This window comes from Amycolatopsis sp. CFH S0740, assembly GCF_004522315.1.
Classification (GTDB): Bacteria; Actinomycetota; Actinomycetes; order Mycobacteriales; family Pseudonocardiaceae; genus Amycolatopsis; species Amycolatopsis nivea.
In genome coordinates this window covers 151163-165406 of the sequence record NZ_SDLS01000003.1, presented here as the reverse complement: position 1 = coordinate 165406, position 14244 = coordinate 151163, and the positions used below count along the sequence as shown (strand labels likewise).

The 14244-nt window shown below is 68.3% G+C and carries 13 protein-coding genes; 11 read left to right on the top strand and 2 right to left on the bottom strand.

Annotated features, from left to right (window positions below; genetic code table 11):
- Nucleotides 1–15 precede the first annotated feature (15 nt).
- Nucleotides 16–390 carry an FKBP-type peptidyl-prolyl cis-trans isomerase gene (locus tag EIZ45_RS07010; protein ID WP_134664605.1) on the bottom strand — a complete coding sequence of 125 codons (375 nt, stop codon included), beginning with the start codon at nucleotides 388–390 and terminating at the stop codon, nucleotides 16–18.
- Between the two features lie 163 nt (nucleotides 391–553).
- On the opposite strand from EIZ45_RS07010, the gene EIZ45_RS07005 reads away from it, so the two are divergent.
- The 4 genes from EIZ45_RS07005 to EIZ45_RS06985 all read left to right on the top strand — a co-directional run bounded on the left by EIZ45_RS07005 (nucleotide 554) and on the right by EIZ45_RS06985 (nucleotide 6506).
- Nucleotides 554–3769: a penicillin acylase family protein gene (locus tag EIZ45_RS07005; RefSeq protein ID WP_134664603.1), complete on the top strand. Its 3216-nt coding sequence runs from the start codon at nucleotides 554–556 to the stop codon at nucleotides 3767–3769.
- Between the two features lie 146 nt (nucleotides 3770–3915).
- Nucleotides 3916–4947, top strand: coding sequence for a PLP-dependent aspartate aminotransferase family protein (locus tag EIZ45_RS07000; protein ID WP_134664601.1), 1032 nt, complete (start codon nucleotides 3916–3918; stop codon nucleotides 4945–4947).
- Between the two features lie 237 nt (nucleotides 4948–5184).
- Nucleotides 5185–5907 carry a hypothetical protein gene (locus tag EIZ45_RS45985; RefSeq protein WP_037809479.1) on the top strand — a complete coding sequence of 241 codons (723 nt, stop codon included), beginning with the start codon at nucleotides 5185–5187 and terminating at the stop codon, nucleotides 5905–5907.
- Complete coding sequence (locus EIZ45_RS06985) at nucleotides 5907–6506, top strand: class F sortase (RefSeq protein ID WP_037809225.1); 600 nt, start codon at nucleotides 5907–5909, stop codon at nucleotides 6504–6506. Before EIZ45_RS45985 ends, EIZ45_RS06985 begins: the two co-directional genes overlap by 1 nt.
- 1 nt (nucleotide 6507) lies before the next feature.
- Here EIZ45_RS06985 and EIZ45_RS06980 read toward each other — a convergent pair whose 3' ends face one another.
- On the bottom strand, nucleotides 6508–7245 hold the full coding sequence (locus EIZ45_RS06980) for a FadR/GntR family transcriptional regulator (RefSeq protein WP_037809227.1): 738 nt from the start codon (nucleotides 7243–7245) through the stop codon (nucleotides 6508–6510).
- A gap of 77 nt (nucleotides 7246–7322) precedes the next feature.
- Between EIZ45_RS06980 and EIZ45_RS06975 the strand changes: the two genes are divergently transcribed.
- From EIZ45_RS06975 to EIZ45_RS06945, 7 genes are read left to right on the top strand one after another with little or no spacing between them, the layout of a single operon-like run.
- The gene (locus EIZ45_RS06975; protein WP_134664597.1) at nucleotides 7323–8813 is read left to right on the top strand and encodes an ABC transporter substrate-binding protein; all 1491 of its coding nucleotides are present in this window, start codon (nucleotides 7323–7325) and stop codon (nucleotides 8811–8813) included.
- The gene (locus EIZ45_RS06970) at nucleotides 8810–9754 is read left to right on the top strand and encodes an ABC transporter permease (RefSeq protein ID WP_134664594.1); all 945 of its coding nucleotides are present in this window, start codon (nucleotides 8810–8812) and stop codon (nucleotides 9752–9754) included. Before EIZ45_RS06975 ends, EIZ45_RS06970 begins: the two co-directional genes overlap by 4 nt.
- The gene (locus EIZ45_RS06965; protein WP_167756363.1) at nucleotides 9754–10569 is read left to right on the top strand and encodes an ABC transporter permease; all 816 of its coding nucleotides are present in this window, start codon (nucleotides 9754–9756) and stop codon (nucleotides 10567–10569) included. The genes EIZ45_RS06970 and EIZ45_RS06965 overlap by 1 nt, the downstream gene beginning before the upstream one ends.
- Entirely contained in the window at nucleotides 10566–11300 is a 735-nt protein-coding gene (locus EIZ45_RS06960; RefSeq protein ID WP_037809233.1) for an ABC transporter ATP-binding protein, read from the top strand. The genes EIZ45_RS06965 and EIZ45_RS06960 overlap by 4 nt, the downstream gene beginning before the upstream one ends.
- Complete coding sequence (locus EIZ45_RS06955; RefSeq protein ID WP_043831298.1) at nucleotides 11297–12064, top strand: ATP-binding cassette domain-containing protein; 768 nt, start codon at nucleotides 11297–11299, stop codon at nucleotides 12062–12064. Before EIZ45_RS06960 ends, EIZ45_RS06955 begins: the two co-directional genes overlap by 4 nt.
- A complete protein-coding gene (locus EIZ45_RS06950) occupies nucleotides 12057–13481 on the top strand; it encodes an aldehyde dehydrogenase family protein (RefSeq protein ID WP_134664592.1) in 1425 nt (474 codons plus the stop codon). The genes EIZ45_RS06955 and EIZ45_RS06950 overlap by 8 nt, the downstream gene beginning before the upstream one ends.
- Nucleotides 13478–14236 (top strand): SDR family NAD(P)-dependent oxidoreductase, encoded by a 759-nt coding sequence (locus EIZ45_RS06945; protein WP_037809250.1) that lies wholly within the window; start codon nucleotides 13478–13480, stop codon nucleotides 14234–14236. Before EIZ45_RS06950 ends, EIZ45_RS06945 begins: the two co-directional genes overlap by 4 nt.
- Nucleotides 14237–14244 lie beyond the last annotated feature (8 nt).

Sequence of the window (14244 nt, the reverse complement as noted above, 5' to 3'; positions counted from 1 at the left end):
GCGTTTTCGTGCAGATCAGCTCACGCCGACGAGATCGACGACGAAAATCAGCGTTTCGTTCGGGGCGATCACGCCGCCCGCGCCGCGTTCGCCGTAAGCCAGGTGCGGCGGGATGACCAGCTGGCGGCGGCCGCCGACCTTCATGCCGGTCACGCCCTGGTCCCAGCCCGGGATGACCTGGCCGGCGCCGAGCTGGAAATCGAGCGGCGCGCCGCGGTCGTAAGAGGCGTCGAATTGCGCGCCGGTGGAGTGCGAGACGCCGACGTAATGCACGCTGACCGCATTGCCGGACTTGGCTTCGGGGCCGTCGCCGACCGTGATGTCGTTGATCTGCAGCTCGGCGGGCGGCGGTCCGTCCGGGCGCTCGACTTGGGGCTTTTCCACGCTCATGGGGCTCACCGTACCTATCGGGCAAACGCTGCGCCGGATGGAGTACCGCCAGACGGACTACTCCCAACGAGGGGATAAACGCGAAAACTCTTCACATGTGCGCTACCCGTCGGTAGCGTGCGCTGGGTCACCCTGGGGCATCCTTCGTGGACGGAGCTGTGGCATGCGACGACGCATTCCCATCCTGGCCGCGGGCGCGGTAGCCGTGCTCACGGCCGGGCTAGTGCAGATCGGGACCGCGGCACCGGCTTCCGCCGCGTTGCCCGGCAACGACTATTGCGCTGGCCAGTGCAACGACATCCTCCCGCCGGGCGAGAACGGCAGCGCGACGCTCGCCGAAATCCTCGCCAACAAGGCGTTCGGCACCCAGCCCGGGCACGCCGACGACCAGCTCGGCAAATACGCCGACCTCGCGGGCGGGTACCAGACCCTGACGACCGACACGATCGGCAAATTCTTCAACGACTCGTCCTTCGGGGTGCCCGCCGACCAGGTCGCGAGCACGATCAAACCGCGCGACGACGTGACGATCACGCGCGACAAGGCCACCGGCGTCCCGCACATCCAGGGCACGACGCGGTCCGGCACGGAATACGGCGCGGGATACGCCGCGGCGCAGGATCGCTTGTGGCTCATGGACATCATGCGTCGCGTCGGCCGCGGCCAGCTGACGTCGTACGCGGGCGGCGCGGAAGCGAACCGCGAGCTGGAGCAGTCTTTCTTCGCCTCCGCGCCCTACACCGAGGACGAGCTGCAGCAGCAGATCGACGCGGTGGCGGCGAGCGGCCCGCGCGGCAAGCAGGGTCTCGCAGACGCGCAGGCGTACATCGAAGGCATCAACAAATACATCACCGATTCGCACAACGGCCGGTACTTCCCCGGCGAGTACGTGCTGACCGGGCACGTCGACGCGATCACCAACGCGGGCACCATCGAACCGTTCAAGCTCACCGACCTCGTCGTGCTCGCCTCAGTGGTCGGCGCGCAGTTCGGCGCGGGCGGTGGCGGCGAGGTGCAGAACGCGGTCGCGAAGCTGGCGCTGCAGGAGAAGTACGGCGTCGAGCAGGGCGAAAAGGTGTGGCAGAGCCTGCGTGCCGCGGATGACCCCGAGGCCGTGAAGACCCTGCACGACGGGCAGAACTTCCCGTACGGCAACACTCCGGCGAACCCGCAGGGCGCGGCGTTGCCGGACAAGGGCTCGGTGACGAACCAGCAGCTCGTGTTCGACCCGACCGGTTCGGCCGCCGCCGCGCAGCCGAAGGTCAAGGTCGCCGCGCCGAAGGACCAGGAGTCCGCGCGCGGCATGTTCGACAACGGCGTGCTGCCGGGCAACATGCTCAAGGAAAAGCACGGCATGTCCAACGCGCTGCTGGTGTCCGGCGCGAAGACCGCCAGCGGGCATCCGGTCGCCGTGTTCGGTCCGCAGACCGGGTACTTCGCGCCGCAGCTGTTGCTGCTGCAGGAAATCCAGGGTCCGGGCATCAGCGCGCGGGGCGCGTCGTTCGCCGGGCTCAGCATGTACGTGCTGCTCGGGCGCGGCCAGGACTACTCGTGGAGCGCGACGACCGCGGCGCAGGACATCATCGACACCTACGCGCTGCCGCTGTGCGACCCGAGCGGCAAACCGGCCACAAAGGACTCGAACTACTACCTCTACCAGGGCAAATGCCTCCCGATGGACACCGTGGAGCGCAAGAACGCCTGGTCGCCGACGGTCGCGGACGGCACCGCCGCCGGGTCCTACACCCTGCGCAGCTACCGCACGAAGTACGGCCCGGTGACCTCGCGGGCGACGGTGGACGGGAAGCCGGTGGCGTACTCGTCGCTGCGGTCCTCGTACTTCCACGAGGTGGATTCGCTGATCGGGTTCCAGGAGTTCAACGACCCGGGCTTCGTCAAATCGGCCGCGGACTTCCAGCGCGCCGCGAACGACGTCAACTTCACCTTCAACTGGTTCTACGCGGATTCCAAGGACATCGCGTACTTCAACTCCGGTGCGAACCCGGTGCGCAATTCCACTGTGGACCCGATGATGCCCGCGTGGGGCGATCGCGGGTTCGACTGGAAGGGCTGGAACCCGGCGGGCAACAAGGCGGACTACACGCCCGCGTCGGAGCATCCGCAGTCGGTGAACCAGGACTACTACATCAGCTGGAACAACGCGCAGTCCAATGGCTACGCGTCCGGCGGCGCGGACAAGTCCGCCGTGCACCGCGGCGATCTGCTCGACGCGCGGGTCAAGGCGCTGCTTTCCAGCGGCACCAAGGTGACCCGGGTGAACCTGACCCAGGCGATGGAGGATGCCGCGCTGGCCGACCTGCGGGCGGAGAAGGTGCTGCCGCTGTTGTTGCAGGTGCTGGACAAGGCTCCGCTCACCGGTGCCGCGGCGGACGCCGAGGCGAAGCTCAAGACGTGGATGCAGCACGGACACCAGCGCGTCGAGTCCAGTCCGGGAAGCAAGACCTACAACGACGCGGACGCGATCCGGATCATGGACGCGTGGTGGCCGCTGCTGGTCACCGGCGAGTTCAAACCGGCGATGGGCGACGACGCGTTCGGCGCGATGACGAACGTGCTGCAGATCAACGAGAGCCCGTCCGGCTTCCAGAACGAGACGCCGGGCAAGCACGTCGGACAGCCGCACCAGGGTTCGGCGTACCAGCACGGCTGGTGGGGGTACGTCAGCAAGGACATCCGCACCGCGCTCGGACAGCCGGTCGCGGGTCCGCTCGGCGCGAAGTTCTGCGGCGGCGGCGACCTGACCGCGTGCCGCCAGACCCTGGTCGACTCGCTGACCGCGGCCGCCGGCCAGCCCGCGAACACGGTGTACCCGGGCGATGCCGACTGCTCGGCGGGCGACCAGTGGTGCGCGGACACGATCATCCAGCGTCCGCTGGGCGGCATCGCGCACGGCAAGATCAGCACGCAGAACCGGCCGACGTTCCAGCAGGTCGTCGAGTACCCGGCGCATCGCGGCGACAATGTCTCGAACCTCGCGGCGGGCAAGCCGGTGAACGCTTCCAGCGCGGAAACCGGCTTTTACCACTCCCCGGCCTCGAACGCGGTCGACGGCAACCCCGGCACCCGCTGGGCGAGCGACTGGAGCGACAACCAGTCGATCACCGTGGACCTCGGCTCGGTGCAGCAGGTTTCGCGAGCGGTGCTGTCGTGGGAGAAGGCGTATGCGAAGGGATACAAGATCCAGCTGTCCACCGACGGCACCGACTGGCACGACGCGGCTGTGGTGACCGACGGGAACGGCGGCGCGGACAACGTCTCGTTCGCGCCTTCGGATGCGCGGTTCGTTCGGATGCAGGGAGTCACGCGCGGGACCAAGTACGGGTATTCGCTGTATGAGTTCGAGGTTTACGCGCACTGACCGCAGTCGTTGCGGAACCGCCCCGGCCAGCAGGATCGGCCGGGGCGGTTCTTGTGCTCTGGGTATCGCCCACGTTGTGGAACGGCTGACCACCTGGTGACATTCGTCGCCTGCCGTTTCGGCGGTCGCGAAGTTACCGTGTCCGCATGGACGACTGGACTCCGCGGACCCGCGCGATCGCGGCGGGCCGGCCGCACGGCCCTGGCGAGCCGCTGAACACGCCGATCGTGGCCACGAGCACCTTCGAGGCCGGCGGTGACGCGGTGTATTCCCGCTCCGACGGCACCGCTACCTGGGATGCCTTCGAAGAGGTCGTCGGGTCCCTCGAAGGCGGCACCGCGGTCTCTTTCGCGTCTGGCGTCGCGACGTTGTCCGCCGTGCTGGATTCGTTGCCGGTCGGGTCGACGGTCGCGGTTCCGTCGTTCAGTTACGCCGTCACGCGCGGAGCGTTGAAGCACGCGCAGCAGCTCGGTCGGCTCACGGTCACCGAATTGGAGCCGACGGACACGCAAGCGTGGCTCAACTGCGACGCCGATCTGTTGTGGCTCGAATCGCCTACTAACCCGACGCTCGACGTGATGGAGATCGAGACCATCGCGCGCGGCACTAGGGGACGCGTAGTCGTCGACAACACCTTCGCGACTTCGCTGCACCAGCAACCGCTGTCGCTCGGCGCGGACATCGTTGTGCACAGCGCGACGAAGCTCATCGGCGGACACAGCGACCTTCTGCTCGGCGTCGCGGTCGCGGCCGATCAGGACATTGTGGACGAACTTCGCGCGGCGCGGACTCGGGTCGGCGCGACGCCGGGTGCGCTTGAAGCGTGGCTCGCGTTGCGCGGTTTGCGGACGCTTCCGGTTCGTCTTGCCGAGCAAACTCGCACCGCGCAATTGCTCGTGTCCCGGTTGGCGGAACACCCGGCGGTAACCAAGGTCCGCTACCCCGGTTTCGGGATGATGGCGGCGTTCGAGGTCGCCGATGCCGACGCCGCGGACAAGGTGTGCGCGAGCGTCCGGTTGATCCGGCCCGCGACCAGCCTTGGCGGGGTGGAAAGCCTGGTGGAACGGCGTGCGTGGCTGCCCGGCGAGGAACGCGTGCCGCCGGGGCTCATCCGGTTTTCGATCGGTTTGGAAGACCCGGAAGACCTGTGGCGGGATTTGCTGACCGCGCTCGGCTGATTTCCGCCATTCTTTAACGAGGGCTGTGCGGGTTGCCTCGCAACTGTTACGGTATGGGCACGACGGGCCGGATTCCCGGCGATCGGGCGGAATCATCGCTACCGAGAAGGCGTTCGTTACCGCTTTCCCTCGTGTCATTAATCACCAGCTAAAGGGTTACCCCTATGTGCTGAATGTTCGGCAGGATCAGCACGCGCGGTGGGGGTCATCGCGCTTTTCCTCAGAGGGGTAATCATCTTGAAGAAGACCCTGGGCAGACTCGCGGGCGCAGTGCTCGCGGGCGCCCTGATCAGCCTCACCGTCGTGCCCGCCGCGAACGCACAGGAGGCGGGTACGGCTCCCTCGGCCTCGGCTCCGGCCACCTCGGGCGAGACGGCTCCCACCTCGGAGGCCCCGGCCAGCGAGACCGGCAAGCCGACCGAGACGAGCAAGCCGACCGAGACCGGCGCGCCGACGGAGACCGGCAAGCCGACCGAAACCGGTAAGCCGACTGAGACGGGCAAGCCGACCGAGACCGGCAAGCCGACTGACACCAGCAAGCCGACCACGCCGACCTCCTCGGAGACCTCCACTCCGGAAGAGCCGCCGTACGTCGACGACACCGGCTACGGCGTCGACCTCGACGAGAACCTCGGCGTCGTCGTGATCGCGTGCGCGGCGGGCGAGCCGACCGGCCTGCGCTCCAACGACTTCGACCTCCTCGAGGGCCCGCACCAGGACGAGACCGACGGTCGCTACTGGGAGTGGCTCGTCAAGCGCCACGACGGCGTCTCCTTCGACAGCGGCACCGTGCGCGCGGAGTGGACCTGCGGCGGCAAACCGACCGATGGCGGCACGCTTCCCCCGGCGGGCGGCGCGGGCGCTGGTTCGGCCGGCACCACCGGCGGCCAGGGCGGCTCGCAGGTGAAGTACGCGCCGAAGCACGGCATCGAGACCGGCTTCGGGGGCATGGCCGCCTGATGACCAGGAAGTACGGGCAGGGCGTCGCTCTCGCGGGCGCTCTGCTCCTCTCCCTCTCGCTGAGCGCGTGCGGCGGTTCAGACGCCCCGGCGGCGCCCGCCGCGCAGGCCCCGGCCAGTGCGGCGGTCCCGGTGACCAAGCCGTTCACCGGACTGCGGCCGACCTCGGTCGAGATCCCGAAGATCGGCGCGAAATCGTCGCTGATCACCGTCCTGCCGAACAAGGACGGGCAGATTTCGGTGCCGTCGGTGAAGAACCCGATGCAGGCCGCGTGGTACCGGCTCTCGCCGGTGCCGGGCGACGTGGGCCCGGCGATCGTGCTCGGGCACGTCGACGGCAACCACAAGCCGGGCATCTTCTACAAGCTCAAGGACGTCAACCCGGGCGACGAGATCGACATCGAACGCAGCGACGGCAAGAAGCTGAAGTTCGTCGTGGACCACAAGGACCAGGTCCCCAAGGACACGTTCCCGACCCAGGCCGTCTTCGGCAACACGGACAAGCCGCAGCTGCGCCTCATCACCTGCGGCGGCGTGTTCGACCACGCCGAGCACAGCTACAAGGACAACATCGTGGTGTACGCGAACCTGGTCTCCTGACTCAGGTCAGCAACGGGGTGAGCAGCGTTCGCTGTTCCTTCGGCACGTACTCCGAGTAGTTGTCATACAGCGCTTGCCGCGCCAGCCGCGCCGCCGACTCTCCGTCGGCGGCGCGGATCGCGTTCAGCACCTCTTCGTGGTGGCGCAGCCAGGAACGCATCAGCGTGCCGCGGTCGTTGGCGTGGCTGAGTTTGTCCTCGATCAATTCCAGCACGACGCCGCGGACCACTTCGCCGCTCACCACCAGCAGCGGATTTCGGGACACCCGGGCAATGACGTCGTGGAATGCGACGTCCGCGCGGCTGAATTCGGCGTATCCGTCCGCCTCCGCCATTCCTTCCAGCGCGCCGTCGAGCGCGGTCAAATCCTCGGCGGTGCGCAGTTCCGCGGCCAGCAGGTGCGAGGAACCGTCGAGCACCATCCGGAATTGCAGCAGTTCCGCCAGCCCGACGTGTTCCGCGCGCGCCAGCCGGTGCATCGACCGGTGCAGCGCGCCCGGGGACGCGGCCAGCACCTCGGGTCCGCGCGGATCGCCCGGTCGCGACCGGATCAGCTCGGCGGCCTGCAACACCCGCAGCGCCTCGCGCACGGTCGAGCGGCCGACGCCGAACTGCGTCATCAGCTCCCGTTCGCCGGGCAGCCGTTCGCCGGGCTTGAGGCGGCCGCTGACCACGGCCTCCTCGATCTGCTCGACGATCCGCTCGTAGGCGCGGACCGGAGCCACCGGTTCGAACTTCATCTTGACCTCGGTGTCTTCCGGATGCGAGTCTGCTGTCCGAGTTACTGGTCAGACCAGTGTACTGAGCAGGAGGCGGAATGAAAGCCCGGAGCCTTGCGGCGGCATTGGCACTGCTGCTCGTGACGTCCGGCTGCTCGGCAGGCTCCAGCGCGAGTGTTTCCCCAGGTCCGGACACGCTTTCCGTCGGGTACACGGCGGAACCGGCCAACTTCGACTTCACTCATTCCGACGGCGTGGCCATCCCGCAGGCGCTGCTCTACAACGTCTACGAGGGCCTGGTGAAGCTCGATCCGCAGGGCCGGATCGTGCCGCTGCTCGCGAAGTCCTGGACGATCAGCCCGGACCGCAAGACCTACGATTTCCAGCTTCAGCAGGGCGTCAAGTTCAGCAACGGAGCGCCGTTCACCGCCGCCGACGTCCAGTTTTCGCTGATGCGGGTGAAGACCGACTGGACGATCTCGATCAAGTCGGCGATGGACGTCGTGGACCATGTCGAGGTCGTCGCGCCGGACCACGCACGCGTCGTGCTGGCGAAACCGAGCAACGGCTGGCTGTTCAGCCTCACCAGCAGGCTCGGCGCGATGTTCAGCCCGACCGGTGTCGCGGATCTGGCGAACCATCCGGTCGGGACCGGACCGTACGAGGTGGCCTCGCGTCGTCGCGGCGATTCCATTGTCCTGCGGGAGAATCCGCGGTACTGGGGACGGAAACCGGCGTATCGCACGGTCGTGCTCAAGTACTTCGCCGATCCGACCGCGCTCAACAACGCCTTGCTGTCCAACGGGATCGACGTGATCTCCAATCTCACGTCGGCCGATTCGATCCCGCAGTTCCAGGGCGACGACCGGTTCACCGTGCAGCAAGGAACCACGAACAGCGAGGTCACGCTGGCGTTCAACGGCCGGCGCGCGCCGCTGAACGACGTGCGCGTCCGCCGCGCGCTCACCTACGCCATCGACCGGAAAGCCGTTCTGGACCTGGTGTTCAGCGGTCGCGGCACGCTCATCGGCAGCATGGTCCCGCCCACTGACCCGTGGTACGAGGACCTGTCGAAGGTCTATTCCTACGACCCGGAGAAGGCGAAACAGCTGCTCGCCGAGGCGGGCGTGCACGATTTGAAGCTGCGGCTGCGGATTCCGAACCTGCCGTACGCGGTGTCGGCGGCGCAGGTGGTGCAATCGCAGCTGGCGGACGTCGGGGTCATCGCGACGATCGAACCGCTCGACTTCCCGGCGGTGTGGCTCAAACAGGTCTTCACCGATCACGACTACGACCTGTCGATCATCCAGCACGTCGAAGCCCGCGACATCTCGACGTTCGGAAAACCCAAGTACTACTGGGGTTACGACAACAAACGGGTGCAGCAGTTGCTCGCCGCGGCGGACAGCGGCACCCCGCAGGAGCAGGTGAGCGACATGAAGGAGGTCGCGCGGCAGCTGAACGCCGACGCGGCCGCGGACTGGCTGTTCTTGTTCCCGAACGTCGTGGTCGCCAAGAAGAAGGTGACCGGGCTCGCGCGCAACCAGGTCAGCGAGTCCTTCGATCTGACCGGGGTGAGGCCGGCATGACCGCGCGCGTGCTGCGGCGGGTGGCCGTGTTCGCGGTGAGCCTGTTCGTGGCGTCCATTGTGGTGTTCCTGTTCATGGCGGTGCTGCCGGGCGATCCGGCGCAGGTCGCGCTCGGCGTGAACGCGACGCCCGAACTGCTCGCGAAGACCCGCGCCGAATTCGGCATCGACCGGCCGCTGGTCGAGCAGTACCTGAGCTGGATGGGCGGGGTGCTGCACGGCGACTTCGGCCGGTCGTACGTCACGCGCGAGGCGATCAGCCCGCAGTTGCTCGACCGGCTCGGCGTCACGTTGTGGCTGGTCGGCGCGGGAATGATCGTCGCGCTGGTGATCGCACTCCCGGCTGGCGCGTTCGCCGCGGTGCGGCATCGGAAGGCCAGCGGTTTCGCGGTTTCCGGGCTCTCGCAGGTCGGCGTGGCGATCCCGGCGTTCCTCGCGGGGATCATCCTGGTGCAGATTTTCGCCGTGCAGCTGCGCTGGCTGCCGAGCGGCGGATGGACGCCACCAGACCAGAACGCGGGCGAATTCCTGCGCGGACTGATCCTTCCGGCGTTGTCGCTCGGTCTCGTGCAGGGCGCGGTGCTCACGCGCTACGTCCGCTCGGCGGTGCTCGACACGCTCGGCCAGGACTACCTCCGCACCGCCCGGTCGAAGGGACTCTTGCCTGGTCAGGCGCTGTTCCGGCACGGGCTGCGCAACGCGTCCGTCCCGGTGGTCACCGTGCTTGGCCTGCAGTTGACGACGCTGCTGATCGGCGCGGTCGTGGTGGAGCGGGTGTTCGTGCTGCCCGGGCTCGGCAGCATGCTGCTGGACGCGGTCGCGCAGCGCGATTTGCTGACCGTGCAAGGGATCGTGCTGGTGCTGGTGGCCGGGGTGCTGCTGGTGAACTTCGTGGTCGACGTGCTCTATTCGGTGCTCGACCCGAGACTGCGGGGGTCCTGATGCGCCGCAACGGAAATCTCCTGCTCGGCGGGATACTGGTCGCGCTCGTCGTGGTGGCCGCGCTGGTGTCGTTCGTCTGGACGCCGTACGACCCGGTGCAGGTCAACGCGGCGGACCGGCTGCTGGGCTTCTCGGCCGAGCACCTGTTCGGCACGGACAAATTCGGTCGTGACGTCTTCAGTCAGATCCTCGTCGGCGCACGAACGACGTTGTACGTCGGCGTCGTCGCGGTCGGCATCGCGGCGGTGATCGGCACGCCGCTGGGCGTGCTGGCGGCGATGGCCCCGCGGTGGCTCGGCGAGTTCGTGATGCGGGTGAACGACCTGGTGCTCGCGTTTCCCGCGCTGCTGCTGGCGATCATGTTCGGCGCGGTCTTCGGCGCGGACACGCTCACCGCGATGGTCGCCATCGGCATCGCGACCATCCCGTCGTTCGCCCGGATCGCGCGGTCCGGCTCGTTGCAGGTGATGAGCAGCGAATACGTGCTGGCTGCTCGCGCCGGCGGCCGGTCGCGGACGCGGATCGCCTGGTCGCACGTAATGTCGAACATCGGCGGGCTGCTGATCGTGCAAGCGTCGGTGTCGTTCGCGATCGCGGTGCTGGCCGAAGCGGCGTTGTCGTTCCTCGGTTTCGGCACGCGGCCGCCGACGCCGTCGTGGGGCCGGATGCTGCAGGAGTCGCAGGAGCTGCTCACCGCGCATCCGCGGCTGGCGCTCGTGCCCGGTGTCGCGATCGCGGTGGCAGTGCTCGGTTTCAACCTTCTCGGCGACGGTCTGCGCGACCGTCTCGACCCCCGATTGGCGGCGCGGGTATGACGCTGACCGTGGAGAACCTGCAGGTCGCGGACCTGGTGCGCGGGGTTTCGTTCGAGCTGGGCGCGGGCGAACGGGTTGGCCTGATCGGCGAATCCGGGTCCGGGAAATCGCTCACCGCGCTGTCCGTGCTGGGCCTGCTGCCGGAAGGATTGTCGGCCACCGGTTCGGTGCGGCTGGACGATCGCGAGCTGCTCGGTGCGTCGGAAAAGGAGCTCTCCCGGTTGCGCGGCAACGGGATGGCGATGGTGTTCCAGGAGCCGATGACGGCGCTGAACCCGGCGATGCGGATCGGACGGCAGGTCACCGAGCCGTTCCGGGTGCACGGCCGTCGCGGGCGTCCGGCGGAGGAACTGCTGGCCGCGGTCGGATTGCCGGACGTCGCGCGGGCGTATCCGCATCAGCTGTCCGGCGGGCAGCGGCAGCGGGTGGTGCTGGCGATCGCGCTGGCCAACGACCCAGCACTGCTGATCTGCGACGAGCCGACCACCGCGCTGGACGTCACCGTGCAGGCGCAGATCCTCGGGCTGATTCGCGAGCGACTGTCGGCGGAGAGCTCGCTGCTGTTCATCACGCACGATCTGGCGGTGGTGGCGCAGATGTGCGACCGGGTGCTGGTGATGCTCGACGGGTCCATTGTGGAGCATGGCTCGACGCGGGAGGTTTTGACCGCGCCTCAGCATTCTTATACGCAGCGGTTGCTCGCGGCTTCCGATCTGGAGGGGGCGCGATGATCTCCGTCCGAGATTTGGAACGGCGGTATGCGCGGCGGGACGTGCACGCGTTGCGCGGCGTGAGTTTCGACGTTTCCGCTGGTGAGCGGTTCGGGATCGTCGGCGAATCGGGGTCCGGGAAGTCCACGCTGGTGCGGTTGCTGGCCGCGTTGGACCGGCCGACCGCGGGCTCGGTGTCGTTCCAGGGGAAGCGGATCGACTCGCTGCCCGAACGTAAACTGCGGTTCCTGCGCAGCGAAATGCAGATCGTGTTCCAGGATCCGATGGGCTCGCTCGATCCGCGGATGCGCGTGCGGGACATCGTGTCCGAACCGCTCGGCCGCCGGTCGCCGGAGCGTGTCGCGGAGTTGCTGACCGCGGTCGGACTGCCCGAGGACGCGGCGATGCGGTACCCGCACCAGTTCTCCGGCGGGCAACGGCAACGGATCTCGATCGCCCGCGCGCTCGCGCCGAACCCGAGCGTGCTGATCGCGGACGAACCGGTGAGCGCGCTGGACGTTTCGGTGCGCGCGCAGATCCTGGACCTGCTGGCCCGGCTGGTCGAAGAGTTCTCGCTGACGTTGATTTTCGTCTCGCACGACCTCGGCGTGGTGCGGCACGTGTGCGATCGCGTCGCGGTGATGCGGAGCGGCGAGATCGTGGAAATCGGTGCGGTCGAGCAGGTTTACGCCGCTCCGGAGCACGAATACACCCGGGAACTGCTGGCCGCCGCGCCGAATCTGCGGACCGAGCTGGCCCGGTTGAAGGGAGAAACGGATGCCTGACTACCCGGACGGCCTGCCGGTCGGTCCCGGCTGGGTGTCCACAGTGGATACTGCGGACGTCGTGTTTCCCTACGACGGCAGCGTGATCGGCAACGCGCCGGTCGGCACTGCCGCGCTGGCTTCGCGTGCTGTGGACGAAGCGGTGGCAGTGGCTCGCGAAGTCGCTTCGCTGCCCTCACGAACTCGCCGCACCTTGCTCAACGACGTGGCTTCGGCCGTGCGCGAGCGTCGGGCGGAGTTTGAGCAACTGCTCGTGCTGGAGACCGGGAAACCGCTGGTCGACTGCCAGGTTGAGGTCGCGCGCACGATCGTCACCTGGGAGGCCGCGGCCGAGGAAGTGTCGCGGCTGCACGGCGAAACCGTGCCGCTCGACCTGCTGCCGTCCGGCGACGGACTGGTCGGGTTCTGGAAGCGCAAGCCGATTGGAGTGGTCGTCGGCATCGCCGGGTTCAACTACCCGCTGCTGCTCGCGTCGCACAAGATCGCCCCGGCGATTGCGGCGGCTTGTCCGGTGGTCGTGAAACCGGCGCCGCAAACCCCGCTGGCGACGCTGTGGCTGGTGCACCTGGTCCGCTCGCTAACCGATCTTCCCGCGATGGTCCAGCTGGTCACCGGAGACGCTTCGGTCGGATCGGCGCTGGTCACGGACCGACGGATCGGCGCGGTGTCCTTCACCGGCTCGGCCGCCGTCGGCCACCAGATCGCCCGCGACGCCGCGCCGACGAAGACCCTGCTGGAGCTGGGCTCGAACGCCGCACTGGTGGTCGCCGAGGACGCCGACCTCGACGCGGCCGCGGACGCCGTGCTGCGCGGCGGGTTCTACGCGTCCGGGCAGGCCTGTATTTCCGTACAGCGCGTGCTGGTGGTGTCTTCCATAGCTGAAGAATTCACCTCCAGAGTGCTTGCGCGGCTGGGCGAAGTGACCGTTGGTGACCCGCGCTCCCCGGACACGAGAGTGTCCGCGCTGATCGACGAACGCTCGACCGCCCGGGTCGCCGAGTGGGTCGACAAAGCGACCGCGGCGGGTGCCCGGCTGCTGGCGGGCGGTTCGGTGCGCGACGGCGTGCTGGAGCCGACGGTGCTCGCGGATGTCCCGGACGGCGTCGAATGCTGGGACGAGGAGATCTTCGGACCAGTCGTCTGCCTGCGCACAGTGTCCGATGTGGACGAAGCCTTCGCCGTGGTCAACGCGTCGCGGTACGGCTTGCACGCGAGCGTGTACAGCCGCTCGTTGAAGACCGCGTTCCGCGCGCTGGACGAGCTGGAGGTCGGCGGGGTAGTGGTGAACGAGGTGCCGGGTTTCCGGTCCGACACGATGCCGTACGGCGGGGTCAAGGACTCCGGGATCGGCCGCGAGGGGCCGCGATTCGCCGTCGAAGAGCTGACCGTGACCAGGATGGCGGTGCTGCGCCCGTGAACTACGCCGAACTGTTCCGCATGGACGGCCGCCGGGCCGTCGTGCTCGGCGCGGGCAGCGGGATCGGCCGCGAAGCCGCCCGAGCCCTGGCCGCGCACGGCGCGTCGGTGATCTGCGCGGACCGGGACGTCGCCGCCGCGCGGGAGACCGGCGTCGGCGAAGCGTACGAGATCGACCTGCTCGCCCCCGGTGCCGTCGAAGCCGCTGCTGCTGAACTGGGTCCGCTGGACGCTGTCGTGCTGACCGCAGCTACCAACGTCCGGAAACGCCTTCTCGACTACACCCGCGAAGAGTTCGACCGCGTGGTGGAGCTGAACCTGGGCGTCGCCTTCGAGGTGCTGCGCGCGTTCGGCGCCCCGATGGTCGAGCAGGGCCGGGGAAGCATCATCGGGTTTTCCTCGATCCGCGGCACCACTGTCGAACCCGGCCAAGGCCCGTACGCAGCGACGAAGGGCGGCTTAGTGCAGCTGTTCCGCACAGCCGCCGCTGAGTTCGGACCGTCCGGCGTACGCGTCAACGCCATCGCCCCTGGCGTTGTCGAGACGCCCTTGACCGCACAGATCAAAGCGCGCCCCGACTGGTACGACGCCTACGCCCAGAAAGGCGCCCTCGGCCGCTGGGCGCGCGCGGACGAACTGGCCGGCGCCGTCGTGTACCTCGCTTCGGACGCTTCGACCTTCGTCACCGGCTCCGTCCTGGCCGTCGACGGCGGCTGGACCGCAGTCGACGGCCGCTTTGACCCACCCGCTTCGTGAATCGGAGG